The organism is Halomonas sp. HG01 (assembly GCF_000968715.2).
Lineage (GTDB): Bacteria > Pseudomonadota > Gammaproteobacteria > Pseudomonadales > Halomonadaceae > Halomonas > Halomonas halophila.
Genome location: NZ_CP022134.1, coordinates 3,392,600 through 3,416,032, shown reverse-complemented (window position 1 = coordinate 3,416,032; position 23,433 = coordinate 3,392,600). Strand labels below are relative to the sequence as shown.

23 protein-coding genes and 1 tRNA gene are annotated in these 23,433 nt (G+C 68.1%); 18 read left to right on the top strand and 6 right to left on the bottom strand.

The genetic code is table 11. From position 1 onward, the window contains the following. Positions 1-15: 15 nt before the first annotated feature. From pyrE to rep, 4 genes are all read left to right on the top strand, one after another. The gene (pyrE, locus tag UN84_RS16200) at positions 16-699 is read left to right on the top strand and encodes an orotate phosphoribosyltransferase (RefSeq protein ID WP_046078844.1); all 684 of its coding nucleotides are present in this window, start codon (positions 16-18) and stop codon (positions 697-699) included. Positions 700-716: 17 nt separating this feature from the next. After that, entirely contained in the window at positions 717-1,271 is a 555-nt protein-coding gene (locus UN84_RS16195; protein WP_035594340.1) for a YfaZ family outer membrane protein, read from the top strand. Between the two features lie 100 nt (positions 1,272-1,371). Continuing rightward, positions 1,372-1,878, top strand: a complete 507-nt coding sequence (gene trmL / locus UN84_RS16190) for a tRNA (uridine(34)/cytosine(34)/5-carboxymethylaminomethyluridine(34)-2'-O)-methyltransferase TrmL (protein ID WP_046078843.1) — start codon at positions 1,372-1,374, stop codon at positions 1,876-1,878. Next, complete coding sequence (gene rep / locus UN84_RS16185; RefSeq protein ID WP_046078842.1) at positions 1,875-3,932, top strand: DNA helicase Rep; 2,058 nt, start codon at positions 1,875-1,877, stop codon at positions 3,930-3,932. Before trmL ends, rep begins: the two co-directional genes overlap by 4 nt. Positions 3,933-4,027: 95 nt before the next feature. Here the strand turns inward: rep and UN84_RS16180 are convergent, their stop codons facing one another. Then, positions 4,028-4,825 carry a c-type cytochrome gene (locus UN84_RS16180; RefSeq protein WP_082090857.1) on the bottom strand — a complete coding sequence of 266 codons (798 nt, stop codon included), beginning with the start codon at positions 4,823-4,825 and terminating at the stop codon, positions 4,028-4,030. A gap of 209 nt (positions 4,826-5,034) precedes the next feature. Here UN84_RS16180 and UN84_RS16175 point away from each other — a divergent pair. Both UN84_RS16175 and UN84_RS16170 read left to right on the top strand, forming a co-directional pair. Further along, positions 5,035-5,111 (top strand) — tRNA-Arg (locus UN84_RS16175). 204 nt (positions 5,112-5,315) lie between these two features. Then, positions 5,316-6,062, top strand: coding sequence for a sulfite exporter TauE/SafE family protein (locus tag UN84_RS16170; protein WP_046078841.1), 747 nt, complete (start codon positions 5,316-5,318; stop codon positions 6,060-6,062). A 9-nt stretch (positions 6,063-6,071) separates the two neighbouring features. Here UN84_RS16170 and UN84_RS16165 read toward each other — a convergent pair whose 3' ends face one another. Continuing rightward, the gene (locus UN84_RS16165; RefSeq protein ID WP_046078840.1) at positions 6,072-8,165 is read right to left on the bottom strand and encodes a putative bifunctional diguanylate cyclase/phosphodiesterase; all 2,094 of its coding nucleotides are present in this window, start codon (positions 8,163-8,165) and stop codon (positions 6,072-6,074) included. A 364-nt stretch (positions 8,166-8,529) separates the two neighbouring features. On the opposite strand from UN84_RS16165, the gene UN84_RS16160 reads away from it, so the two are divergent. Continuing rightward, positions 8,530-10,245 (top strand): EAL domain-containing protein, encoded by a 1,716-nt coding sequence (locus UN84_RS16160; protein WP_046078839.1) that lies wholly within the window; start codon positions 8,530-8,532, stop codon positions 10,243-10,245. Positions 10,246-10,260: 15 nt separating this feature from the next. On the opposite strand, the gene UN84_RS16155 is transcribed toward UN84_RS16160, so the two are convergent. From UN84_RS16155 to flgA, 3 genes are all read right to left on the bottom strand, one after another. Next, positions 10,261-10,710: a flagella synthesis protein FlgN gene (locus UN84_RS16155; protein ID WP_046078838.1), complete on the bottom strand. Its 450-nt coding sequence runs from the start codon at positions 10,708-10,710 to the stop codon at positions 10,261-10,263. Then, positions 10,707-10,997 (bottom strand): flagellar biosynthesis anti-sigma factor FlgM, encoded by a 291-nt coding sequence (gene flgM / locus UN84_RS16150; protein WP_052719322.1) that lies wholly within the window; start codon positions 10,995-10,997, stop codon positions 10,707-10,709. Before flgM ends, UN84_RS16155 begins: the two co-directional genes overlap by 4 nt. Positions 10,998-11,089: 92 nt before the next feature. Further along, the gene (flgA, locus tag UN84_RS16145) at positions 11,090-11,770 is read right to left on the bottom strand and encodes a flagellar basal body P-ring formation chaperone FlgA (RefSeq protein ID WP_046078837.1); all 681 of its coding nucleotides are present in this window, start codon (positions 11,768-11,770) and stop codon (positions 11,090-11,092) included. A 159-nt stretch (positions 11,771-11,929) separates the two neighbouring features. On the opposite strand from flgA, the gene flgB reads away from it, so the two are divergent. From flgB to flgL, 11 genes are all read left to right on the top strand, one after another. Next, on the top strand, positions 11,930-12,346 hold the full coding sequence (gene flgB, locus UN84_RS16140; RefSeq protein ID WP_046078836.1) for a flagellar basal body rod protein FlgB: 417 nt from the start codon (positions 11,930-11,932) through the stop codon (positions 12,344-12,346). Between the two features lie 11 nt (positions 12,347-12,357). Further along, positions 12,358-12,765: a flagellar basal body rod protein FlgC gene (gene flgC, locus UN84_RS16135; RefSeq protein ID WP_035594316.1), complete on the top strand. Its 408-nt coding sequence runs from the start codon at positions 12,358-12,360 to the stop codon at positions 12,763-12,765. 4 nt (positions 12,766-12,769) lie between these two features. Continuing rightward, on the top strand, positions 12,770-13,483 hold the full coding sequence (gene flgD / locus UN84_RS16130; RefSeq protein WP_046078835.1) for a flagellar hook assembly protein FlgD: 714 nt from the start codon (positions 12,770-12,772) through the stop codon (positions 13,481-13,483). Between the two features lie 73 nt (positions 13,484-13,556). Continuing rightward, a complete protein-coding gene (locus UN84_RS16125; RefSeq protein ID WP_046078834.1) occupies positions 13,557-15,092 on the top strand; it encodes a flagellar hook protein FlgE in 1,536 nt (511 codons plus the stop codon). A gap of 17 nt (positions 15,093-15,109) precedes the next feature. After that, complete coding sequence (locus UN84_RS16120; protein ID WP_046078833.1) at positions 15,110-15,862, top strand: flagellar basal body rod protein FlgF; 753 nt, start codon at positions 15,110-15,112, stop codon at positions 15,860-15,862. Positions 15,863-15,887: 25 nt separating this feature from the next. Continuing rightward, positions 15,888-16,670 carry a flagellar basal-body rod protein FlgG gene (gene flgG, locus UN84_RS16115; protein WP_035594307.1) on the top strand — a complete coding sequence of 261 codons (783 nt, stop codon included), beginning with the start codon at positions 15,888-15,890 and terminating at the stop codon, positions 16,668-16,670. A gap of 37 nt (positions 16,671-16,707) precedes the next feature. Further along, a complete protein-coding gene (locus UN84_RS16110) occupies positions 16,708-17,382 on the top strand; it encodes a flagellar basal body L-ring protein FlgH (protein WP_082090855.1) in 675 nt (224 codons plus the stop codon). A gap of 78 nt (positions 17,383-17,460) precedes the next feature. Then, the gene (locus UN84_RS16105; RefSeq protein WP_106488212.1) at positions 17,461-18,528 is read left to right on the top strand and encodes a flagellar basal body P-ring protein FlgI; all 1,068 of its coding nucleotides are present in this window, start codon (positions 17,461-17,463) and stop codon (positions 18,526-18,528) included. After that, the gene (gene flgJ / locus UN84_RS16100) at positions 18,528-19,544 is read left to right on the top strand and encodes a flagellar assembly peptidoglycan hydrolase FlgJ (RefSeq protein ID WP_046078831.1); all 1,017 of its coding nucleotides are present in this window, start codon (positions 18,528-18,530) and stop codon (positions 19,542-19,544) included. The genes UN84_RS16105 and flgJ overlap by 1 nt, the downstream gene beginning before the upstream one ends. Before the next feature lie 106 nt (positions 19,545-19,650). Then, positions 19,651-21,294 carry a flagellar hook-associated protein FlgK gene (flgK, locus tag UN84_RS16095; protein WP_046078830.1) on the top strand — a complete coding sequence of 548 codons (1,644 nt, stop codon included), beginning with the start codon at positions 19,651-19,653 and terminating at the stop codon, positions 21,292-21,294. 18 nt (positions 21,295-21,312) lie between these two features. Continuing rightward, positions 21,313-22,536 carry a flagellar hook-associated protein FlgL gene (gene flgL, locus UN84_RS16090; RefSeq protein ID WP_046078829.1) on the top strand — a complete coding sequence of 408 codons (1,224 nt, stop codon included), beginning with the start codon at positions 21,313-21,315 and terminating at the stop codon, positions 22,534-22,536. A 102-nt stretch (positions 22,537-22,638) separates the two neighbouring features. On the opposite strand, the gene fliR is transcribed toward flgL, so the two are convergent. Continuing rightward, positions 22,639-23,433 (bottom strand): flagellar biosynthetic protein FliR, encoded by a 795-nt coding sequence (fliR, locus tag UN84_RS16085; RefSeq protein WP_046078828.1) that lies wholly within the window; start codon positions 23,431-23,433, stop codon positions 22,639-22,641.

Below are 23,433 nucleotides of genomic sequence, written 5' to 3'. Positions count from 1 at the left end.
GTGATAGGAGGCTCCGTGGCCGCATCGACCCTGCAACCGTATCAGCAGGCCTTCATCGAGTTCGCCATCGAGCAGGGCGTGCTGCGCTTCGGCGAGTTCACCCTCAAGTCCGGGCGCACCAGCCCCTACTTCTTCAATGCCGGCCTGTTCAAGAGCGGTCGCGCCCTGGCGCAGCTGGGCCGCTTCTACGCCCAGGCCATCGCCGACAGCGGCCTCGAGACCGACGTGCTGTTCGGTCCGGCCTACAAGGGCATTCCCCTGGCCGCGACCACCGCGGTGGCGCTGGCGGATCATCATGACCGCGACCTGCCCTATGCGTTCAATCGCAAGGAGGCCAAGGCCCACGGTGAAGGCGGCAACATCGTCGGTGCGGCGCTTGCCGGCCGCATCCTGATCATCGACGACGTCATCACCGCCGGCACCGCGATCCGCGAGGTGATGGGGCTGATCGAGGCCGCCGGCGCCGAAGCCGCCGGCGTGGTGGTGGCCCTGGACCGCCAGGAGCGCGGCGGCGATGACCGCGATCCGCGCAGCGCCATCCAGCAGGTCGAGGCCGCCTACGGCATGCCGGTGGTGAGCATCGTCACCCTGGACATGGTGCTCGAGTACCTCGAGGTCCACGCCGGCGACGAACTGCGCGGCCACGCCGAGGCAATCCGCGCCTACCGCGATCGCTACGGCGTGCAGAACCGCTCCTGACGAGACGAGATGTGATCATGAAAGCGATGATGGCGTGGCTGGGCGGCCTCGGTCTGGCCCTGGCGACCCTGAACTGCCAGGCGGGCAGCCTGGATCTGAACCTGAGCGACGAGGCCGTGCAGTTCGCCGCCAGCGGCGAGGTCGCTCCGGGCATTGCCGTGGGTGGCGGTCTCCTCGACAGCGAGGATCGCGTGGATACCCAGGCCGTGCATGCCGAGGTGCTGGGGGTCGAGCGCACTCGTCGCTATGACATCGGCGTCGGCGCCCGCTGGACCCAGCTGGATACCGATGCCGGCGACGGAGGTGGCCTGGGCCTGGGGGGCTACGGCTATGCCTATGTGCCGCAGGTGCCGGCGCTTTCGCTGGGCGGCTATGGCTTCTATACCCCGGGCGTGGTGAGCGCCGGCGACCTCGAACGAGGCCTGGAGTATGGCCTGCGGGCACGCTATGGCGTCACGCGCAACGTGGATGCCTATGTCGGCTATCGTCGCCTGCGCGCCGACCTCGACCGGCCCGGCGGTACCCGGACCCTGGACAGTGGCGCCCATGCCGGCGTGCGGCTGGTCTTCTAGGGGCGATGTCGCGTTCGGTCGTGCCTCGGGCCCCGTTTCGGGGCCCGAGGCCGTTGTCGGCCCTGTCCTTCATCGGCCCAGCCTTCTTCCGGAGTGATCGATGCTCGACGTGGTGCTCTATCAGCCCGAGATACCGCCCAATACCGGCAACCTGATCCGCCTGTGTGCCAACACCGGCTTCCGACTCCACCTGATCGAACCGCTGGGCTTCGCCCTGGATGACAAGCGCCTGCGCCGTGCCGGCCTCGACTACCACGAGTGGGCCCGCGTCAGGGTGCATGCCGACTGGGCGGCCTTCCTCGCCGAGGTGGCGCCGAGGCGGGTGTTCGCGGTCTCGACCCGCGGCCGTACCGGCTATCACGAGCCCGCCTACCGTGAGGGCGACGCCCTGGTGTTCGGGCCCGAGACCCGCGGCCTGCCCCAGGCAATGCTCGATGCCCTGCCCGAGACCCAGCGCCTGCGCATCCCCATGCTGGCCGAGAGCCGCAGCCTTAACCTGTCCAATGCCGCCGCGGTGCTGGTCTTCGAGGCCTGGCGCCAGCTCGAGTTCGTGGGGGCCGGTCTTCCCGACAGCGAGTCGATCGCCGCACCGAGGAACGAGCCATGACCCAGAGCATCGCCAGCCGCATCGCCAAGCTCAACCCGCGCCAGCAGGAGGCGGTGCGCGCCATCGACGGGCCTTGCCTGGTGCTGGCCGGCGCCGGCTCGGGCAAGACCAGCGTGATCACCACCAAGATCGCCTACCTGGTGCAGGAGTGCGGAATGAGCGCCCGGCGCATCGCCGCGGTGACCTTCACCAACAAGGCCGCTCGCGAGATGAAGGAGCGGGTGGGCAGCATGCTCCAGGGTCGCCAGGGCCACGGCCTGACGGTGTCCACCTTCCACACCCTGGGCCTCAACATCATCCGTGGCGAGCTCAAGGCGCTGGGCTACAAGCCGGGCTTCTCGCTGTTCGACCCCGAGGACGCCAAGGCGCTGCTGCGTGACCTGATGAACAAGGATGCCCAGGTCGACGCGGACCAGATCAACCAGGTCCAGGCGGCCATCTCCAACTGGAAGAACGACCTGGTGCTGCCCGGCCAGGCGCTGTCCCATGCCGATAGCGAGGACGAGCTGTTCGCCGCTCGGGTCTACGAGGCCTATGTGCGCCACCTCAAGGCCTACAACGCGGTGGATTTCGACGACCTGATCCTGCTGCCGGTGACGCTGCTGCGTGACGATCCGGAGGCACTCTCCCGGTGGCGCAAACGCATTCACTACATGCTGGTGGACGAGTACCAGGACACCAACGTCAGCCAGTACCAGCTGGTGCAGCTGCTGATGGCCGAGCGCCAGACCTTCACCGTGGTGGGCGACGACGACCAGTCGATCTACGCCTGGCGCGGCGCGCGGCCCGAGAACCTGGTGACCCTGGGCGAGGACTTCCCGCGCCTGAACGTGATCAAGCTCGAGCAGAACTACCGCTCCACCGGCACCATACTGCGCGCGGCGAACACCCTGATCGCCAACAACCCCCACGTCTACGAGAAGACCCTGTGGTCGGACATGGGGCAGGGCGCGGCGATCCGGGTGGTGGTCAATCGCCACGAGGAGGCCGAGGCCGAGCGGGTGGCCAGCGAGATCCTCACCCGGCGCATCAAGGAGCGCGCCGAGTGGCGCGACTTCGCGGTGCTCTACCGCGGCAACTTCCAGGCCCGGCTGCTGGAGCTCAAGCTGCAGCACTACCAGATTCCCTACAAGCTCTCCGGCGGCACCTCCTTCTTCTCTCGCAACGAGATCAAGGACGCGATGGCCTACCTGCGGCTGCTGATCAATCCGGCCGACGACAACGCCTTCCTGCGCATCGTCAACGTGCCGCGCCGCGAGATAGGCCCGAGCACCCTGGAGAAGCTCGCCAACTACGCCACCGAGCGCGGCGGTTCGCTGTTCGCCGCCTGCCAGGAGCTGGGGCTGGCCGAGCTGCTGCCGACCCGTGCGGTGGAGCGTCTGGGTCGCTTCACGCACTTTATCGAGGGCGTACGCCGGCGCATGGACGGCGGCGATGCCATCGACGCCATCCGCGACATGCTGCGCGAGATGGACTACGAGGCCTGGCTCTACCAGAACGCCAGCGCGCCGACCATCGCCGAGCGGCGCATGGCCAATGTCTGGACACTGATCGACCAGCTCGAGAAGTCCATGGATCGCGATCCCGACGAGGATACCGCCAGCACGGCCACCGAGACCGACGGCGTGGAGGCGGCGATCTCGCGGCTGGTGCTGCGCGACATCCTCGAACAGCAGGCCGAGGAGGACGACTCCGACCGCGTGCAGCTCTTGACCATGCACGCCTCCAAGGGCCTCGAGTTTCCCCACGTCTACCTGATGGGGCTGGAGGAGGAGCTGCTGCCGCACCGCAACGCCATCGAGGTCGGCACCGTCGAGGAGGAGCGACGACTGGCCTACGTGGGCATCACCCGGGCGCGGCGCACCCTGACCATGACCCTGGCGCGCCAGCGCAAGGCCTACGGCGAGCTGATGGACTGCACGCCGAGCCGCTTCCTCGACGAGCTGCCGGAAGATGCCCTGGAGTGGGAAGGCCGGGCCGACCGCGAGGATCCGGAGAAGAAGCAGGCCCGCGGCAAGGACGCCATCGCCGGGCTGCGCTCGCTGCTGAACTGACCTCGTTCGAGACCAGCGCAACACAAAGCGGGGCGCCACTGGGCGCCCCGCTTTGTGTTGACAGCGTTTCCGGCGGCGCCGGACTGGTGCGAGCGTTACTGTGCCTCGCTGACCATGTAGTCGACGATGGCCTTGATCTCCGCGTCGGGCAGGCCGGCCCCGCCCTTGGGCGGCATGGTGCCGATGCCGTTGATGGCGTTGGCATAGAGGGTCTCGATGCCCTTGTCGATGCGCGGCCCCCAGGCCTCGGCGTCGCCGAGTACCGGGGCGCCGGCCACGCCGGCGGCATGGCAGGCCGCACAAGGCGCGCTGGCATAGAGCGCCTCGCCGTCCGGGCCGCCCTCGGCCGCGGCGGTGTCGTCGCCGGTGGTCTCTTCCGTGGGGGTGCTCTCTCCCTCGGCGACCGCGGTGTCGCCGGCATCGGCGGCGGATTCGTCCGTGGCCGGCACGTCCATCACCGGCTCGACCAGATGAGCGACCGCGGCGCGGACCTCCGCGTCGGAGAGGTTGGGGTTGCCGCCGCGGGCCGGCATGGCGTTGAAGCCGTTGATGGCATGATCGAGCAGGGTCGCGAAGCCCTTTTCGGTGCGCTCGGCCCAGGCGGCCTCGTCGCCGCGTACCGGCGAGCCGGCGGCGCCGGTCTCGTGGCAGGCCATGCAGATGTTGCCGTAGATGCCCTCGCCGTCGATCGCGTCGCCGGCGGTGCTCGCGCCTCCGGCGTCGGCCGAGGCCATGGCGGTGCCGCAGTCCTCGCCTTCCAGGCACAGTTGTCCGACCGGGGCCAGGCGCTCGGCGATGGCCTCGTGATCCGCCTCCTGCTGGGCGTGGGCCGTGGAGGCGGCCATGAGGCCGAGGAAAAGCAGGCCCATCGGTATCAGCTTGCTGGCATTCACTCTCACCACCTCTTCATTGACGGTCTTGTTGGCGGATCACGGACGGCGGCGTGATGGGCGCAGTATAGCGACAGTCCCCCGCCCGGAAAATGTCGCCGGTCAACTGTACGGCGAACAGGGCCGGCCGCACTCGGGCATCGCGGCTGGACAGTGCCTGGGCGGCACGGTAGGATGTCGCTCGCCTGATAGCGATAGCCATCGGGCTTCGCGCGCCCTTAGCTCAGCTGGATAGAGCGTCGCCCTCCGGAGGCGAAGGTCAAAGGTTCGAATCCTTTAGGGCGCGCCACAAGATCTCAGAAGGGCCCACGGTCATCCGTGGGCCCTTTCTCGTTTGCGTCACCCTACTCCTCACAGTTTTCCACAGCGCCTCGTTATCCACATCCCCCTTTGCCTGCCGCGCGAGGTGAAAGATGCCTGTTTGCCCCGGTATGCTCTCCGGCAGGCTCACTGCAACGGTAACCCGCAAACGGCGGGGCACAAGGATGCGCACATGACCCTTCCCGACTACTCCTGGCTCGCCTGGACGCTGATCGTGCTTTCCACTTATCTCACCGGCGTGTCCAAGGGCGGGTTCGCCGGCGGCTTCGGCACCCTCTCGGTGCCGCTGATGGCGCTGGCCATCGGCCCCATCGAGGCGGCGGGATTGCTGCTGCCGCTGCTGCTGGTGATGGATGCGCTGGCGGTGAAGGCTTGGTGGCGACACCGGGACATGGCCGAGGTCAGGCGGCTGCTGCCGGGGCTCGCCATCGGCGTGGCGGCGGCGACCCTGGTGGCGGGGCGACTGGACGAGGATCACGTGCGCCTGCTGCTCGGCGTGATCTCGCTGCTGTTCGTCGCCTACATGGTCGCCAGGCCCGCCGCGTCGCGGCCGATCCGCGCCTTCTGGGCCTGGCCGGCGGCGATCGCCACCGGCATCACCAGCTTCATCGCCCATGCCGGGGCGCCGCCGATGAACCTCTATCTGGTGCCGCGCCATCTGCCCAAGATGACCTTCATCGCCACCACCACCCTGGCGTTTGCCGCCGTCAACCTGATGAAGCTGCCGCCCTATCTGGTGCTCGGCGAGATCAACCTGACCAGCATCGGCGCCTCGCTGCTGCTGGTGCCGGTGGCCTGGGCCGGGGTTCGCAGCGGCCTGTGGCTGCAGCATCGGGTCGACGAGCGGCTCTTCTACCGGCTGGTGGTATTGGCCATGGCGCTCGTCGGCGTGCAGCTGATCGTCAAGGCGCTGGGGTAGAGCGGCGATTCAGGCCGAGGTGGCCGGCCGAGGCTCGTCGAACTGCGGGCGGTCGGCGAGGAAGGACGCGAGCGCATCGCCCGGCAAGGCCTGGCTGCACAGGAATCCCTGGTACTCGTGGCTCTGCAGCCGGCGGATGAGCGCCAGCTGCTCCTCGCTCTCGATGCCCTCGGCGACCACTCGCAGGTCGAGGCTGCGGGCCAGGGCGATCACGGCGGTCACGATCGCCATGTCCTGTGGGTTGGTGACCGCCTCGGCCAGGAAGGTGCGGTCGATCTTCAGGCGATCGATGGGGAAGCGACGCAGCTGGGCCATGTTCGAATAGCCGGTGCCGAAGTCGTCGATGGACAGCATCACGCCCAGCTCGCGCAGCGCGTTGAGGACCTCCAGGGCGTGGTCGGGATCCCGGATCAGCGTGCTCTCGGTCAGTTCGAGTTCGAGGTGGCAAGGGGGCAGGCCCGTGTCCGCCAGCACGCGCTTGACCCTGTCGACGAAGTGGCGGTCGTTGAGCTGCACGGCGGAGATATTGACCGCCATGTCGAGGGCCTGGCCGTGCTCGTCGGCCCATTTCCGGGCGTAGCGACAGGCGGTGCGCAGCACCCATTCGCCGAGCGGCTGGATCAGCCCGGTATCCTCGGCCAGCGGTATGATCTCGTCGGGCGTCACCGTGCCGAGTTCCGCGTCGTGCCAGCGCAGCAGCGCCTCCACGCCGGTGATGCGGCCCGAGTCGACATCGACCTTGGGCTGATAGGCCAGGCTCAGGTCGCCTTCCTCGATCGCTCGGCGCAGCCGACGTTCCAGGTGGCTGCGCCGCTCGGCGTGCGAGGTCATGTCCGGCTCGAAGAACTGGAAGGTGTTGCGGCCCCTCTGCTTGGCGTCGTACATGGCCGCGTCGGCGTGGATCATCAGCGCGTGCTTGTCGCCGCCATGGTCGGGATAGAGGCTGATGCCGACGCTGGTCGAGGCCTTCACCACGCTGTGCTCGATCTGGAAGGGCTTGTCCAGGGTGCTGACCAGGCGTCGGGCCAGGGCGGCGGCCACGTCAGGTGTCACTTCGCTCTCCAGCAGCACCATGAACTCGTCGCCGCCGACCCGGGCCACGGTGTCGATGTCGCGCACCGCGGCCTGCAGTCGGCTGGCCGCCTGCTGGATCAGCGCGTCGCCGACATGGTGGCCCAGCGAGTCGTTGATCTGCTTGAAGCGGTCGAGGTCGACGAAGAACACCGCGAACATCGAAGGCGGGGCGGCGAGCAGGGCGTCCAGGCGTTCCTCGAACAGCAGCCGGTTGGGCAGCTGGGTCAGCGCATCGCGATAGACCATGCCCTTGAGTTCCCGGTTGGCCTCGCGCAGCGAGGCGGCGAGCCGGGCGTTGCGCGATGACAGGTGAGCGTCGAACAGCGAGATCAGCAGCGCGGATACCATGATGCAGGTCGACACCAGGGCCACGGTGACGGCGAGCTGGTGGGGCGACAGGCCGCCGCTGGCCGTCGGCATGCCGCCCTCGGGATAAAGGGCCGCCGCCATGCCGGTGTAGTGCATGCCGGAAATGCCCACGGCCATGACCAGCGCGGCCAGGCCCTTCTGCCAGAGCGGCGGCTGCCGGTCGGCGGCCGGGTTGAGGTGGAAGGCGAGCCACAGGGCCAGGCCCGCCGCCGACACGGCGATGGCCAGCGAGAGCAGGAACAGGGTCGGCCGATAGCGCAGCGCTCCCTGGATCTCCATGGCCTCCATGCCCAGGTAGTGCATCAGGCAGATGCCGAGTCCCATGACCAGGGCACCGAGACCCAGGCGTCGGCGACTCAGCCGGCCGGTATGGACGACGCCCAGGGCGAGTGCGGCGGAGAGAATCGCCGCCATCAGCGAGAGCACGGTCATGGGGACGTCGTAGTCCACCGTCGCGGCCATCTCCATGGCCAGCATGCCGATGAAATGCATCGCCCAGATGCCGGTGCCCATGGCGAAGGCGCCACCGGCCAGCCAGGCATGGCCGAGGGCGCCGGTGCTGGCGCGGACCCGGCCGGCCAGATCGAGGGCGGTCAGCGAGGCGATGGCGGCGACACCGAAGGAGAGGGCGACCAGGGTGAGGTTGTAGGAGGCGCTCATGGCATGAACCGCGGTGATGGCAAGGGGAACGAGTCTGGGGAAGCGGTCTGTCGAAGGCAAGCGGTGTGCGCTCACGGGGGGAGGGCGCGACGCTGGCGTGCCGGGTGGCGCCGGTCGCTCGACACGCAGCGAGAAGGCGTCTCATTTCTTGAGATATCGCCAAGATGTCGGCATTTCGCGGTGCTTTTCGCGACGAGCAGGTCACGAACCGTTGTTACACTGGAGACTGGAAGCGTCGAGGGCTCTCGGGCGAGCCCAGGAGTGCCGCGATACGGTGGTCTGCGCCGATGAAATGCTCAAGAACGCCCGGCCACGGCCGACATCCGATGGCGTGACGCAAATAGATACTGACGGGACGGGCGCGATGGCGGGCGACGGTGGCGGGGAAAATACACAGGGCAACGGCAAGCAGACACGGGTGCAGTCTCTGCCCGCTCCCCTGTCGCGTCTGGTCGTCGAGCAGGCGCCGTTCGGGCTGGTGCTGGTGGATGACGCGGGCCGGGTCCGGTGGGCCAACGCCGGTTTCCGGGCGTTGCTCGAGCTCGACGAAGAAGAGCTGATGGGGCGTCCGGTCGATGGCCTGATCCGCTACTCCGGTTTCCTGCACGACCGTCATGACGAATGGGTTGCGCTGGAAGAGGGCTGGGAGCCGGCGCGCCTCGCCGCCGATCCCCAGGACGATGGCCATCTGGTGCTGGTGAGCGCGACCCCGGTGGAGCGGGAGCAGGGCGATCGGCTGCGCCTGCTGAGCGTCATCGACCCCGGGGAATCCTCCGCCGCCCTGGAGCCCGGCGCCTGGCAGAGGCTGCCCGTGCGCCTGCCGAACGTCTGGCTGTTCGAGGACCGCCTGGAGCATGCCCTGGAGCGTGCCGATCGCACCGAAGGGTGTGTCGGGCTGATCATGCTGCGGCTCGACGGCCATGCGGCGCTGCGCGAGACGCTGGGCGCTGCGGCGTTCGAGGCGCTGGCCGGTCGTGTCGAGCAGCGTCTCGCCCGCACCCTGCGCCGCGAGGACAGCCTCGTCAAGCTGCGGCCCGGCTGCTGGGGCGTGCTGATCGAGCCGCCGCTCACGCCCGGCGGGCTCCAGGCCACGGTGATGCGCTGCCTCGAGGCCATGGAGCCGCCCTTCCGCCAGGAGACGCACCCGACCCTGCTGACCCTCTCCGCCGGGGTCGCCATCTATCCCGAGGACGGGGAGCTGCCCTCGCAGCTGTTGAGCAGTGCCGAGACGGCGCTGGAACGTGCCGGGCCCTCGGGGCACGCCTTCTTCGATGAAGCCCTGCGCCACCACCTGGACGCGCAGCTGGCGTTTCGTCAGCGGCTGCAGGACGCGCTGCTGAATCCGGAAGCGCATTTCCGACTGCTCTACCAGCCGCTGATCGCACTGGACAGCGGTCGCTGCCTGGGGCTGGAGGCGCTGCTGCGCTGGCATCATCCGACCCTGGGGCCGCTGTTGCCTGCCGATTTCCTGCCGGTGGTGAACGAACTGGGCGAACAGGTGCGTCTGGATCGTTGGGTGATCGCCACGGTGATCGCCCAGCATGCCGCCTGGCAGGCCGAGGGCTCGCCGCTGGCCGAGCTCGACGTCGCGGTGAACGTCGACGACGACCTGCTCGATCAGGCGGTGTTCGATCGTCGTCCGCTGGATCTCTTCCTCAGGCAGCAGGGGCTGGAGCGTGGCTGGCTGTCCCTCGAGCTGGGGCAGCAGGGGCTGATCGAGCATGCCGCCAGCCAGACCCATCTGCTGCGGCGTCTGGAACGTCTCGGCGTCGGCCTGGTGGCCAACGATATCGGCGCCGCGCCGCTGGATTTACCGCGTCTGTCGACGCTGCCGATATCGCGGATCAAGCTGAATCCCAGGATGATCGACTCGCTGGAGCGGGGTGGCGTGCTCGAGGCCTTGCTGCGCTGCTTTCAGGCACTCGGTGTGGAGGTCGTGCTGATCGGCATCGAGACACTGGCCCAGCTGGAGGCCGCGCGTGCGCTGGGGGTATCGCTGGGGCAAGGTAACCTGCTGGGCACGCCCCAGGCGCCGGCCGACCTGGCGGGTTGGTGGGAGGCGCGCCCGACGACGGCCTGAGACGAACGGCTCGTTTCAGGCCCGGGCGTCGAGGCGGCGCGACTGGAGGCCGGTGCGGCCGTCGGCGGAGTAGGTGTCGGGGTCGGCGAGGCGGTGGATGGTGTCGAGCATCTGCTGGTTGTGGCGCATGCGCAGTTCCAGCAGACGTCCGTTGCGCTCGTTGAGCCGGGCGATGTGGCGTGCCTGGTTCAGCATGGCCTGCCAGCCGTCGAGACAGCCGGCGTCGGCGGCGGCCTGGCGGGCGCCCTCGGTGCCCTCGGCGTAGCCCAGTTGGCGCTGGACCCGGGCGCGGGTTTGCTCGGTCTCCTCCAGGTCCTGCTGGACGGCGGTCTTTTCCTCGGCCAGGGCATTGAGGCGCCGGCCGTCGATCTCGCCGGCCACCAGCAGGCCCTGCTCTTCCTCGAGCAGCCGCCCCAGGCGTGCCAGGCGTTCGGCCTGGCCGTCGAGGAGTCGCTGCAGGCTCACTGAGTCTCGCCCTCGTCGGCCAGCAGATCCTGCACGCTGGCGATCAGGCCGTCGGCGATGCGCTCCGGCTTGATCTCCAGCTGGCCGTCGCGAATGGCTTCGCGCAGCTCGTTGACCCGGGCGGCGTCGATGTCACGGCTCGGGTCGGTGGCGCCCTGGCGCAGGTGCGTCGAGGTGGCCGGTTCCGGGGCGTCCTGCCCCGCCGCGGGCGTTTCCCGGGTCTGGCGCGTCGTGTCGCGTGACTCGACCTGTCCGGGGCGCAGGGGATGGTGATTGTCGACTTTCACGGTGAAAGGCCTCGTGAGCGGTGCGTTATTCGAGCTATCGGCACTCGAAGCCGACACTTTAATGCCCGGCCGGGGGTAACGGCCAGTCCGGGTCAGCCCTCCACGGCCAGCCGGTTGCGACCGATGACGCGCCCCTCGAGGATGCGGCGGTCGTCCAGCCGCACTCGGATACGCTCCCCGCGACCGCCGGCACCGAGCGCCTCGGCCTGGCGGGTGACGCGAAAGCCCTGGCCGCCGGCCTCCAGGATCACGCTCGCGCCGCGCTCGACCAGCCGTGGTGCCCGCACCTGGTGGGACTGGATCGCACGACCCGCCGCCAGCGAGCGGCGCGCCTCCTGGCCGACGATCGCCTCGACGGATCGCAGCGCCCGCCTGGGCAGCCGATCGAGCTCTCCCCGCCGTTCCTCCAGATCGTCGCGCGTCAGCCGCGTGCCGGCCTCGATGGCATGCGCCGTGACCGGATAGCGGCCGATCACGCTGACCTCGGCCTGCAGGTAGCGCGTCCGGCGGTCTTCGCCCGAGCAGCGTACGCCCACCGACAGCCGCCCCAGCGGCGCGCGAGACGTGTCCCTCAGGAAGGGGGTCGGCTGATGGCAGGTCGGGAAGTGCGCGGCGGGCGGATAGAGCGTCACGCTGACCTCGTCGCCCAGCGGAGCGGCCTCGGCGGTCAGGAAGGCGCGCACGGCGTCGAGCATCGCCGTGTCCTCCGCCGACGCCGGAAGGGCGGCCAGCAGCAACAGCGGTAGCAGGCAGCGGCGGATCAATCGGGACATGGGCACGCTCGGAGGAAGTTCCTGACGGCAGTCTAGCGCTCGCTTCGACGGGGGATGCCGTGAAATGGCCCGGCTATCGAAGGCTGTTCGATCCTTTGGGCTGACAGCACCGTGGCTATTCTCCATCGTCGACGAATTTCCTTTTCCGGAGCGTGCCGGATGATCGATCAGCTCGAAGCCTCCCTCAACTTCTCCCAGCAGGCCCTGAGCCTGCGCCATGAGCGACAGAAGGTGCTGGCCAGCAACATCGCCAACGCCGATACCCCGGGCTACAAGGCCCGCGACATGGACTTCGGTGCCGAACTGGCCAAGGCGACCCGTCAGGGCGGTGCCGGTGCGGGCGGCGGGCTGTCGCTCGCGCGCACCGACGGCGGCCATCTGGCCGGCCAGGGCATGCCGTCGCCGCGCGGGGAGCTGCTCTATCGGGTGCCGGACCAGCCGAGCCTCGATGGCAACACCGTCGATATGGACCGCGAGCGCACCGCCTTCGCGGACAACTCGGTGCGCTATCAGGCCTCGCTGACGCTCCTCAACAGTCGTATCCAGGGCCTCAAGAAGGCCATGCAACCCGAATAAGGAGCGGTGGCATGTCGATGTTTTCCGTGTTCGATATCTCCGGCTCGGCGATGAGCGCCCAGTCGCAGCGCATGAACGTCACCGCCAGCAACCTGGCCAACGCCGACAGCGTGGCCGGCCCCGACGGCGAGGCCTATCGCGCCAAGCAGGTGATGTTCGAGAGCCAGGCCGCCTCGCGCCGTGGCGTGGGTGGCGTCGGGGTGCGCGAGGTGGTCGAGGATCCGGCGCCGCTGCGCCAGGAGTATCGCCCCGAGCACCCGCTGGCCGACGAGCAGGGCTACGTGAGCCTGCCCAACGTCGATCCCGTGGCGGAGATGGCCAACATGATCTCCGCCTCCCGTTCCTATCAGGCCAACGTCGAGGTCATGAACACCAACAAGCAGTTGATGCTCAAGACCCTGACCCTGGGCGAGGGCTGATCCCATGGCATCCACCATCGATTCCGGCGTGCTCAACGGCCTCAATGGCGGCGCCTCCGGGGCGAACCGGGCCGGCGGCGGCTCGGGGCTGACGTCTGCCCAGTCCGACGAGCTGCGCAACAACTTCATGACCATGCTGGTGACCCAGCTTAAGAACCAGGATCCGATGGATCCGATGAAAAACGAGGAGATGACCTCCCAGCTGGCGCAGATCAACACCGTCAGCGGCATCGAGAAGCTCAACGACTCGCTGTCCGAGATCACCAGCCAGATCGACGCCGGGCGCACGCTGCAGGCCACGGCGCTGATCGGGCAGGGCGTGATGGTGCCCGGCAACCGGGTGCTGCTCGACCAGAACGATGCGGGTGACGTGACCACCACGCCCATGGGCGTCGAGCTGGCCGCCCCGGCCGACCGGGTCAAGGTGACCGTCACCAACGGCGCCGGTCAGGTGGTCAATGCCTATGACCTGGGGGCCATGGACGCCGGCGTGCAGTCCTTCAGCTGGGACGGCAAGACCAGCGACGGCCAGGTCGCCGCCGATGGTGCCTACCAGTTCCGCGTCGAAGCCAGCCAGGGCGACAGCCCGGTATCGGTCGAGTCGCTCAACTACGCCATGGTCAACAGCGTCACGCCGTCCCCGGACGGTGATGTCCGGCTCGACCTCGGCGCCGTCTACGGCCAGGTGGGGCTTGGGGACATCAAGCAGATTCTGTGATGCGTCGGGGCCGGTTCGAGGGGCGGGTCGGCTCAGCACCTTTCATGATTCGATAACGCAGGGATAACACGACATGGGCTTCTCACAAGCGCTCAGCGGCCTGAACGCCGCCTCCTCCAGCCTCGACGTGCTGGGCAACAACATCGCCAACTCCCAGACCGTGGGCTACAAGAGCTCCAGTGCCCAGTTCGCCGATGTTTTCGCCGGCTCCACCGGTCTGGGCACCAAGGTCTCGGCCGTGCTGCAGGACTTCGGAGACGGTAATATCGAGAACACCGGCCGCAATCTGGACCTGGCGATCAGCGGCGACGGCTTCTTCCGCTTCCAGCAGGATGGTGAGGTGGTCTACTCCCGCAACGGTCAGCTGTCCATGACCGCCGACGGTTACCTGGTGAATGCCCAGGGCGCGCGGATCATGGGCTACGGGCTCAACGCGGCGGGCAATGTTCAGGTCGGCGGCCAGCCAGAGGTGCTGCAGGTGCCAGCGGACGACATGGCAGCCAGTGCCACTACCGGTGTCTCGACCACCTTCAACCTGGATGCCCGGGAGGCGGTCGATGAAGGGCTCAGCCAAGCCGAAGTGACCGACGCTACGGGGGCCGCCACCACCCTGGACTATCACTTCTCGAATAACTTCTCGACCTACGACTCTCTGGGAAATTCGCGCAACGTCACCGTCTACTACGAGAAGGTCGATGCCAATACCTGGCGCGGTCGGGCGGTGATGGACGGCACATACTCTGAAGAGAACGATTTCTTCCTGCGCTTCGACAATAACGGTCAGCTCCAGGACCAGGGCGTGGCTGGTGTCGACGCCAACTTCCTGCAGGCGGAGGACACGCTCGAGCAGCGCGAGGTCGAGCTGGTAACGGCGACCAGCGACCGCGATGCGGCGCAGGATGCCTACGACAGTGCCCAGGCTGCCGTCGACGCAGCCCAGGCGGCTTATGATGCCGATAACTCCCAGGCCAATCAGGATGCCCTGGATGCGGCCAAGGCAGCGCTTGCGACGGCCAAAAATGAGCTGACTGACGCGACGACGGCATATAGCGATGCGCTTGGTCAACGCAATACTGCCCAGGCTGCCTATACCACCGCCTATAACGCCCTGGATGCCGATATCGAGACGGCGATGACCTTCGCCGCGCAGGGTGGCGCCGCCGAGCTGACCTTCGACTATCGACCGACCGGCTCCACCCAGTTCGGCAATACCTCCTCGACCAGCTCGCTGACCCAGGACGGCTATACCTCCGGCGCCCTGGTGGGCATCACCATCCAGGACGACGGCACCGTGATGCGCAACTACGCCAACGAGCAGTCGGTGCCGGCCGGGCAGATCGCCCTGGCCAACTTCCGCAACCCGGAAGGGCTAGAGGCGGTGGGTGACAACGCCTGGTCGGCCACCGCGAGCTCCGGTCAGGAGCTGCTCGGCGAGCCAGGCACCGGGGTGCTCGGCAGCGTCCAGTCCAGCGCCATCGAGACCTCCAACGTGGACCTGGCCAGCGAGCTGGTCGACATGATCGTCACCCAGCGGGCCTACCAGGCCAATTCCCAGACCATCTCCACCCAGGACGAGGTCCTGCAGGCCGCCATCAACCTGAGCCGCTAAGCCCGGGAGGCTGAGTCATGGATCGCATCCTCTATACCGCCATGAGCGGCGCGCGCCAGAGCATGGAGCAGCAGGCGGTGGTCAGCCACAACCTGGCCAACGCCTCGACCACCGGCTTTCGCGCCCAGCTGCATGCGATGCGCGCGGTGCCGGTGGAGGGCGACGGGCGCCTGGACACTCGCGCCTCGGTGGCGGCATCCACGCCGGGCGCCGATACCTCGTCCGGCCCGATGACCCGCACCGGCCGCACCCTGGACGTGGCGATGAAGGGCGATGCCTGGCTCGCCGTCCAGGCCCCCGACGGCACCGAGGCCTACACCCGCCGCGGCGACCTCCAGGTCGATGGCGACGGTCTGCTGCGCAGCGCCGGCCATCCGGTGATCGGCGAGGGCGGCCCCGTCCAGGTGCCCCTGGGCGCGCAGGTCTCGCTGGGCGCCGACGGCACGATCAGTGCCATCGCCCCCGGCCAGGGGCCCGACGCCCTGGTGCCGGTGGGTCGCCTCAAGCTGGCCACGCCGGGGCCCGATGGGTTGGAGCGCGGCGTCGATGGCCTCTTCCGCGCCCCCGGCCAGGACGGCCAGCCCGGCCTGCTGCCGGCGGATGACGATGCCAAGCTGATCAGCGGTGCGCTCGAGGGCAGCAACGTCAATCCGGTGGAGAGCATGGTGTCGATGATCGACGTGGCGCGCCGTTACGAGATGCAGACCAAGGTCATGAGCACCGCCGACGAGAACGATCAGCGGGCCAACAGCCTGCTCTCGCTGAGCTGAGCCGAACGAACATGAGGGAACCAGAATGATCAAGTCACTATGGACGGCCAAGACCGGCCTGGAGGCCCAGCAGACCAAGCTGGACGTCATCTCCAACAACCTGGCCAACGTCAACACCAACGGCTTCAAGCAGTCTCGGGCGGTGTTCGAGGACCTGCTGTATCAGAACCTGCGCCAGCCCGGTGCCCAGACCAACGCCCAGGATCGGCTGCCGTCGGGCATGCAGGTCGGTACCGGCGTGCGTCCGGTGGCCACCGAGCGCCTGCACACCCAGGGCGGGCTCGAGCAGACCGGCAACAGCCGTGACCTGGCCATCGAGGGCCGGGGCTTCTTCCAGGTGATGATGCCGGACGGCACCACCGCCTACACCCGTGACGGCAGCTTCCAGCTGGACCAGAACGGCCAGATGGTCACCGCCAACGGCTATCCACTGGAGCCGGGTATCGTCATCCCGCCGAACGCCCTGTCGGTGAACATCGGCGAGGACGGCATCGTGTCGGTCAAGGTGCCGGGCGACAGCGAGCTTCAGGAAGTCGGCCAGGTCACCCTCTCCACCTTCGTTAATCCCACCGGGCTGGAGAGCCTCGGCGGCAATCTGTATGCCGAGACCACCGCCTCCGGGCCGCGCACCGAGGATATTCCCGGCATGAACGGCACCGGCAGCATCATGCAGAACTACGTCGAGACCTCCAACGTCAGCGTGGTCAAGGAAATGGTCAGCATGATCCAGACTCAGCGTGCCTACGAGATCAACAGCAAGGCCGTGCAGACCAGCGACGAGATGCTCTCGCGCCTGGCCCAGCTGTGAGGCGAGTGATGGACCGGAGGGCGAGGGCATGAGCGGGATGATTCCGGGTGGTGCATGGCGCTGGCTGCTGGTCGTGGCACTGGCGGTGCTGGGGGGCTGTGCGCAGATTCCCCACGCCTCGGTGGTCGGCGAGCAGGAGCGGATCGAGATTCCGGAGCGGCCGATGGCGCGCGCCAACGGGGCCATCTACCAGCCGCGCAGCGGTTATCAGCCGCTGTTCGAGGATCGTCGTCCGCGGATGATCGGCGACATCCTGACCATCGTGCTGGACGAACAGGTCAGCGCCAGCAAGAACGCCCGCTCGAACGCCGACCGCAACGGCTCGTCCAGCCTCGAGCTGGCCCAGCTGCCGGATGCCCTCGATACCCTGGCGGAGTACGGCTTCGATGTCTCCGGGGAGAGCGACTTCCAGGGCGGCGGTGGCTCCCAGGCCAACAACTCCTTCACCGGCACCATCACCGTGACCGTGATCGACGTGCTGGGCAACGGCAACCTGCGGGTGCGCGGCGAGAAGCAGATCGCCATCAACCAGGGCACCGAGTTCATCCGCTTCGGCGGGGTGGTCAATCCCCGCGACATCACCGGCGAGAACACCGTGCCCTCGACCTCGGTGGCCGACGCCCGCATCGAGTACGTCGGCGACGGCTACATCAACGAGGCGCAGCACATGGGCTGGCTGCAGCGCTTCTTCCTCAACGTCTCGCCCTTCTAGGAGAGTGGCATGATGACCGGCACTCGACGCGCGCTGGGCGCACTTCCGCGGCTGGCCTCCGGGCTGGCCTTCGTGGCGATGATCCTGTTGGCACTGCCGGCCCAGGCCGAGCGACTGCGAGAGCTGGCCAGCTTCGCCGGCGTGCGCGACAACGCCCTGGTCGGCTACGGCCTGGTGGTCGGCCTCGACGGCACCGGCGACCGCACCACCCAGGCGCCCTTCACCGGCCAGAGCCTGACCAACATGCTCTCCCAGCTCGGCATCACCGTGCCGGCGGGCACCAACATGCAGCTGCGCAACGTGGCGGCGGTGATGGTCACGGCCGAGATGCCGGCCTTCGCCCGCCCCGGGCAGAACCTCGACGTGGTGGTGTCCTCGGTGGGCAACGCCGACAGCCTGCGCGGCGGCACCCTGCTGATGACCCCGCTGAAGGGCGCCGACGGCAGCGTCTACGCCCTGGCCCAGGGCAACCTGCTGGTCGGTGGTGCGGGGGCAGCGGCCGGCGGTTCCAGCGTGCAGGTCAACCAGCAGGGCGGGGGGCGCATCGCCAACGGCGCCACCGTGGAGCGCGAGGTGCCCCTCGACCTGGGCGCCAACGGCGGACTGCTCGAGCTGCAGCTCCAGACCGACGACTTCGGCACCGCCCAGCGGGCGGTCAGCGCCATCAACCAGGAGTTCGGTCGTGTCGTGGCCTCGGCCCGCAACGCCCGGGTGATCGCCCTGGACGGCCCGCTCGATCCCAACGCGCGGGTCAATTTCATGGCCCGGGTCGAGAACGTCCAGGTCACGCCCACCGAGGAGCCGGCCCGCGTGGTACTCAACTCGCGGACCGGGTCGGTGGTGCTCAACGGCCAGGTGACCCTGCGCCGGGCAGCGGTGGCCCAGGGCAACCTGTCGATCGTCATCGACAGCGACGTGGACGTCAGCCAGCCGAACCCGTTCGGCAACGGCCAGACCGTGGTGACCCAGGATGCCGAGATCAGCATCCAGCAGCAGCCCGGCACCCTCAAGGTCGTCGAGGGCGCGGACCTGATGGAGGTGGTCGACGCGCTCAACTCCCTGGGTGCCACGCCCAACGACCTGATGTCGATCCTCGAGGCCCTCAAGGAAGCGGGCTCGCTGCGCGCCGAACTGGAGATCATCTGATGAGCCTGGATGCTCCCGACACCGCCCGCGGCCAGTTCGCCCTGGACATCCAGGGCCTGGAGCGCCTCAAGCACAATGATTCCGGCGAGGGCCTGAAGGGCGCCGCCCAGCAGTTCGAGGCCCTGTTCGTGCAGATGATGGTCAAGAGCATGCGCGAGGCGGTGCCGACCTCGGGGCTGCTCCAGAGCCAGGCCGGCGACATGTATCAGGAGATGCTCGACAAGCAGTGGTCGCAGAGCGTGGCCGAGCGTGGCCTGGGGCTGGCCGACCAGCTGGTGGCCCAGCTCGAGGGCTCGGTCGGCGGGCGCGATGCCTCGGCCTCGAGTCACCGCAACATCGAGGCGCTGATCGCCGGGATTCCCCGCGGCACGCCGCGCCCGCTGACCGATGCGCTGATGGCCGAGCCGGACACTGGCGCGCGGGCCGAGGGTGACGCGTCATCGGCGCCGACCTCCTTCCTCGAGGCGCTTCAGACCGGCGTGGATGAGCCGGCGTCCGCCGTGGCGGATCCGGCCGCGATGGCGGACCGGCCCGAGCACGTTCAGGCCTTCCTGGCCAGGCTCGCCGGCCCGGCCCGTGAGGCCAGCCGCGAGAGCGGCGTGCCGGCCGAGTTGATCCTCGCCCAGGCGGCGCTGGAGACCGGCTGGGGGCGGCGCGAGATTCCCACCGCCGACGGCGGCAACAGCCATAACCTGTTCGGCATCAAGGCCGGCAGCCGCTGGCAGGGCGAGACCACCGAGATCCTGACCCATGAGGTGATCGACGGCCGTCGCCAGGCGGTGCGCGATCGCTTCCGCGTCTATGACTCCTTCCAGGCAGCGTTCGCCGACTACGCCCGTCTGATCGGCGACAATCCTCGCTATGCCGGCGTCAGTTCGGCCGCGACGCCCGACCAGGCGGCCCGGGCCCTGCAGCGCGGCGGTTATGCCACCGACCCGGCCTATGCCGACAAGCTGATCGCGGTCATGGACACCCTGGGGCCACTGCCCGAGGGCCAGCGACTGGCGTCACGCTGATCGGCATTTTCCCGGGGGCTTTCAGTCCCCGGCTCAAGGACATTCGGCCTCAAGTCCGGCCCGCCGCGGCCGATAGCCAGAGAATCGGCAAAAGGGAACATCTGTCATGAGCATCTTCTCCACCGGCCTCAGCGGCCTCAACGCCGCCCAGAACGCCCTGGCGTCCACCAGCAACAACATCAGCAACGTCTACACGCCCGGCTACAACCGCGAGGTGACCGTGCTGGGGGAGAGCGGCACGGGCACGGGCGGGGTGCAGGTCAATGATATCCAGCGCCAGTTCAACCGCTATGTCGCCGACCAGCTGAATGACGCCACCAGCAAGACCAGCGCGCTGGAAACCTACGGCACCCAGGTGGAGCAGATCGACAACCTGCTGGCCGACGAGGCCGCCGGGCTCTCGCCGCTGATGCAGGACTTCTTCTCCTCGATGGAGGACCTGGCCAGCGCACCCTCCGACCCGGCCGCCCGCCAGGGCGTGCTCGGCTCGGCGGATACCCTGAGCGCCCAGTTCCGCTCCTTCGACGGCTACCTCCAGGACATGCAGAACGGCATCAACGGCCAGATCGAGGACGAGGTCACCCAGATCAACAACACCACCGAGCAGCTGGGCTCGATCAACCGCGAGATCGCTCTGGCACGTGCCAAGCAGGGCGAGGCGCCCAATGCGCTGCTCAACCAGCGCGACCAGCTGGTCCACGAGCTCAGCGAGCGCATGGACCTGCGGCTCAACATCCAGGACGGCAAGTCCTACAACGTCAGCCTGCCCAATGGCCAGCCGTTGGTGATGGGCGATCGCAGCTTCAAGCTGGAAGCCATGGCCTCGCCGGAAGATCCTCAGCGCACCGTGGTCGGCTATCCGGACTCCAGCGGCAACGTCCGAGCCCTGGACAAGGACGCCATCAGCGGCGGGACTCTGGGCGGGCTGATGGACTTCCGAGCCGAGACCCTGGACAAGACCCAGAACCAGATCGGCCAGATGGCGGTCTCGCTGGCGGTGGCGGTCAACCGACAGCATGCCGAAGGCATCGACCTGAACGGCGACGCGGGCGGCGAGTTCTTCAGTATCGGTGAGCCGCGAGCCTTCTCGGCCGAGCGCAACACGGGCACCGCCGAGATCGCCGGGGCGGCCTTCGATGCCGACAGCATCGATCAGCTCAAGGCCACCGACTATACGGTGCGCGTCACCGACGCCGCGGCGCCGGCCTTCGAGGTGGTGCGCGAGGACACCGGGGCCGTACTGGAGGCCGCCGACGTCGACTATGCCGGCGGCGAGCTGAGCTTCGGCGGCCTGACCCTGAGCTTCGACGATCCTGCCGGCCTGGCCGACAACGATCGCTTCGTGGTCCAGCCGGTTCGTCGTGCCGCGGGTGGCCTGGAGAGCGCCATCGGCGATACCGACAGGATCGCCGCGGCCGGTCCGGGGGGCGGCTCTGGGAACAACGAGAACGCCCTGGCCCTGCAGGATCTTCAGCAGAAGAGCGTGGTGGGCGGTTCGGCCTCGCTGAGCGAGGCCTATGCCTCCCTGGTCAGCGACGTCGGCAACCGGACCAATATCGTCCAGGTCAATCTGGAGGCCCAGCAGGGGCTCAGCCAGCAGCTGGAGGCCGTCCAGCAGTCCGAGTCCGGGGTCAACCTGGATGAAGAGGCGGCCAACCTGATCCGTTACCAGCAGTACTACCAGGCCAACGCCAAGGTCATCGATACCGCCACCTCGGTGCTCGACACCGTGCTCGGTCTGCGCGGTTGATAGGGAGAGTCTCACGAGATGCGCATCAGTACCCTCACCATCTTCAATCAGAGCGTCGGCTCGCTCAATCAGCAGCAGGCCAAGTTCAACGACGTCAGCCAGCAGATCGCCAGCGGTCGCCGGGTGACGAGCCCGTCCGACGATCCCCAGGCGGCCGCTCGGGCCGTGGGCGTCAGTCAGTCGCTGGCCGTCACCGAGCAGCACACAGACTCCCGCGTCAGCGCCCGTAACTCGCTGTCCCAGGGCGAGAGCGTGCTCAACAGCGTCAGCGATGCGATCACCAGTGCCAAGACCCTGCTGGTTCAAGCATCGAACGGCACCCTCAGCGATGCGGATCGGCAGTCCGTGGCCTCGGAGTTGAGTGGCATCTACGAGACCCTGCTGGGCCAGGCCAACGCCACCGATGGCAACGGCACCTACCTGTTCGGCGGCTACAGCGACAGCAGCGCGCCCTTCGTCAAGGGCAACGGTGGCGAGGTCGAGTACGTGGGTGACAGCGAGGTGCGCCGGCAGCGCATCGATGCCTCGCGGCTGATGGAGGTCAGCGACAGCGGGCAGGCGATCTTCCAGAGCGTGCCCGGCGGCGCCGGTCATGTGGCCGCTGCTGAGGCCGGCAATGCCGGTGGCGTCACCTTCTCCGGCCCCCAGGTGCTGGACGATGAGGCAGTCGACGCCGACCAGCCCTATACCATCACCTTCACCGGTGACGAGGCGTCGGGGTTCACCTACGAGGTGTTGAACGGTGATGGCGACAGGGTGGCCGATGGCGCCTATTCGCCCGGTGAAGAAGGTACGCGGATCGCGTTCGAAGGCCTGTCCATGGAGCTGGACGGTCAGCCCGTTGACGGCGACAGCATCGCGGTGAAGCCCGCCGATCAGGGCAATACCGACCTCTTCACCACCCTGGAGAACGCGATATCCGTGCTGGAAAGCCCGGCCGGCACCGAAGCGGAGCGGGCCGCGCTCGGCAATACTCTGAGCACCTCCATGCGCGAGCTGGACAATAGCCTGGACAATGTCTTGACGGTGCGCGCCTCCATGGGCGCGCGGCTCAACGAGCTGGACGTGGTGGATGGCGTCAGCAGCAACCGCACCCTGAACTACGAGCAGACCCGGTCCGATCTGGTTGATCTCGACTATGCCGCAGCGATCTCCGAATACAGCCTGCGTCAGGTCGGCCTGCAGGCGTCCCAGCAGACCTTCGCCAACATGAAGGGCATGTCGCTCTTCCAGTACCTCTGATCCTGCCCTTGCCTGCCGGTCATGGTCTTCCCTGCCCATGATCCCTTTCCCCGCCCTGTCGTCCCACGACAGGGCGGTTTTTTGTTGGCAGTAAGAGGCGACTCAGCCGCTCAGCGGCGCCAGCACCTGCAGGAATTCACTCAAGAAGGTGAGGCCCTGTCCGAACAGTCGTTGCAGGACCCGGCCCAGGTCGGTCATCAGCACCATCAGCAGCACCACCCCGACCGTCAGCGAGGCCGGGAAGCCGATGTTGAACACGGTGAGCTGGGGCGCCGAGCGGTTGAGGATGCCCAGCCCCAGGTTGATGATCAGCAGCGCCGCCACCAGCGGAAGGGCCAGCAGCATGCCGAAGGAGAAGATGGTGCCGCCGTAGCGGGCCAGCATCTCGAAGGCGGCGGGGTCGTAGCGCCCCAGGCCGATGGGCAGGGTCTGAAAGCTCGAGGCCAGCAGCTCGAGCACCATCAGGTGGCCGTTGAGGGCCAGGAACATCAGCAGCGTGATCGTGTACAGGATGCGCGACAGCACCATCATGTTGGTGCCGCTGGCCGGGTCGAAGAAGGTGGCGAAGGCCAAGCCCATCTGCAGGCCGATGAATTCACCGGTGGCCTGTACCACCACCAGGGTGACGCGCATCACCAGGCCCATGGCGGCGCCGACCAGCAGCTGCTCGATGACGATGCCGAGCCCCGCCCAGGAGAACAGCGGCACGCTCGGCATCGCCGGCAGCACCGGGACCATCACCACGGTCAGCGAGGCGGCCAGGGCGATTTTGGCCTGGCGTGGCACGCTGGAGTGCCCCCAGAGCGGCGAGGTCAGCATCAGCCCGCTGATGCGGCAGAAGGGCCACAGGAAGGCGACCAGCCAGCCGTGCAGCTGGTCGAACGTGATCTCGACCAT

Bases quoted from the DNA above. Each gene is read 5' to 3' on its own strand.
- UN84_RS16195 (WP_035594340.1), top strand. From the start codon at position 717: ATGAAAGCGATGATGGCGTGGCTGGGCGGCCTCGGTCTGGCCCTGGCG.
- trmL (WP_046078843.1), top strand. From the start codon at position 1,372: ATGCTCGACGTGGTGCTCTATCAGCCCGAGATACCGCCCAATACCGGC.
- rep (WP_046078842.1), top strand. From the start codon at position 1,875: ATGACCCAGAGCATCGCCAGCCGCATCGCCAAGCTCAACCCGCGCCAG.
- UN84_RS16170 (WP_046078841.1), top strand. From the start codon at position 5,316: ATGACCCTTCCCGACTACTCCTGGCTCGCCTGGACGCTGATCGTGCTT.
- UN84_RS16165 (WP_046078840.1), bottom strand. From the start codon at position 8,165: ATGAGCGCCTCCTACAACCTCACCCTGGTCGCCCTCTCCTTCGGTGTC.
- UN84_RS16160 (WP_046078839.1), top strand. From the start codon at position 8,530: ATGGCGGGCGACGGTGGCGGGGAAAATACACAGGGCAACGGCAAGCAG.
- flgA (WP_046078837.1), bottom strand. From the start codon at position 11,770: ATGTCCCGATTGATCCGCCGCTGCCTGCTACCGCTGTTGCTGCTGGCC.
- flgB (WP_046078836.1), top strand. From the start codon at position 11,930: ATGATCGATCAGCTCGAAGCCTCCCTCAACTTCTCCCAGCAGGCCCTG.
- flgC (WP_035594316.1), top strand. From the start codon at position 12,358: ATGTCGATGTTTTCCGTGTTCGATATCTCCGGCTCGGCGATGAGCGCC.
- flgD (WP_046078835.1), top strand. From the start codon at position 12,770: ATGGCATCCACCATCGATTCCGGCGTGCTCAACGGCCTCAATGGCGGC.
- UN84_RS16125 (WP_046078834.1), top strand. From the start codon at position 13,557: ATGGGCTTCTCACAAGCGCTCAGCGGCCTGAACGCCGCCTCCTCCAGC.
- UN84_RS16120 (WP_046078833.1), top strand. From the start codon at position 15,110: ATGGATCGCATCCTCTATACCGCCATGAGCGGCGCGCGCCAGAGCATG.
- flgG (WP_035594307.1), top strand. From the start codon at position 15,888: ATGATCAAGTCACTATGGACGGCCAAGACCGGCCTGGAGGCCCAGCAG.
- UN84_RS16110 (WP_082090855.1), top strand. From the start codon at position 16,708: ATGATTCCGGGTGGTGCATGGCGCTGGCTGCTGGTCGTGGCACTGGCG.
- UN84_RS16105 (WP_106488212.1), top strand. From the start codon at position 17,461: ATGATCCTGTTGGCACTGCCGGCCCAGGCCGAGCGACTGCGAGAGCTG.
- flgJ (WP_046078831.1), top strand. From the start codon at position 18,528: ATGAGCCTGGATGCTCCCGACACCGCCCGCGGCCAGTTCGCCCTGGAC.
- flgK (WP_046078830.1), top strand. From the start codon at position 19,651: ATGAGCATCTTCTCCACCGGCCTCAGCGGCCTCAACGCCGCCCAGAAC.
- flgL (WP_046078829.1), top strand. From the start codon at position 21,313: ATGCGCATCAGTACCCTCACCATCTTCAATCAGAGCGTCGGCTCGCTC.
- fliR (WP_046078828.1), bottom strand. From the start codon at position 23,433: ATGGTCGAGATCACGTTCGACCAGCTGCACGGCTGGCTGGTCGCCTTC.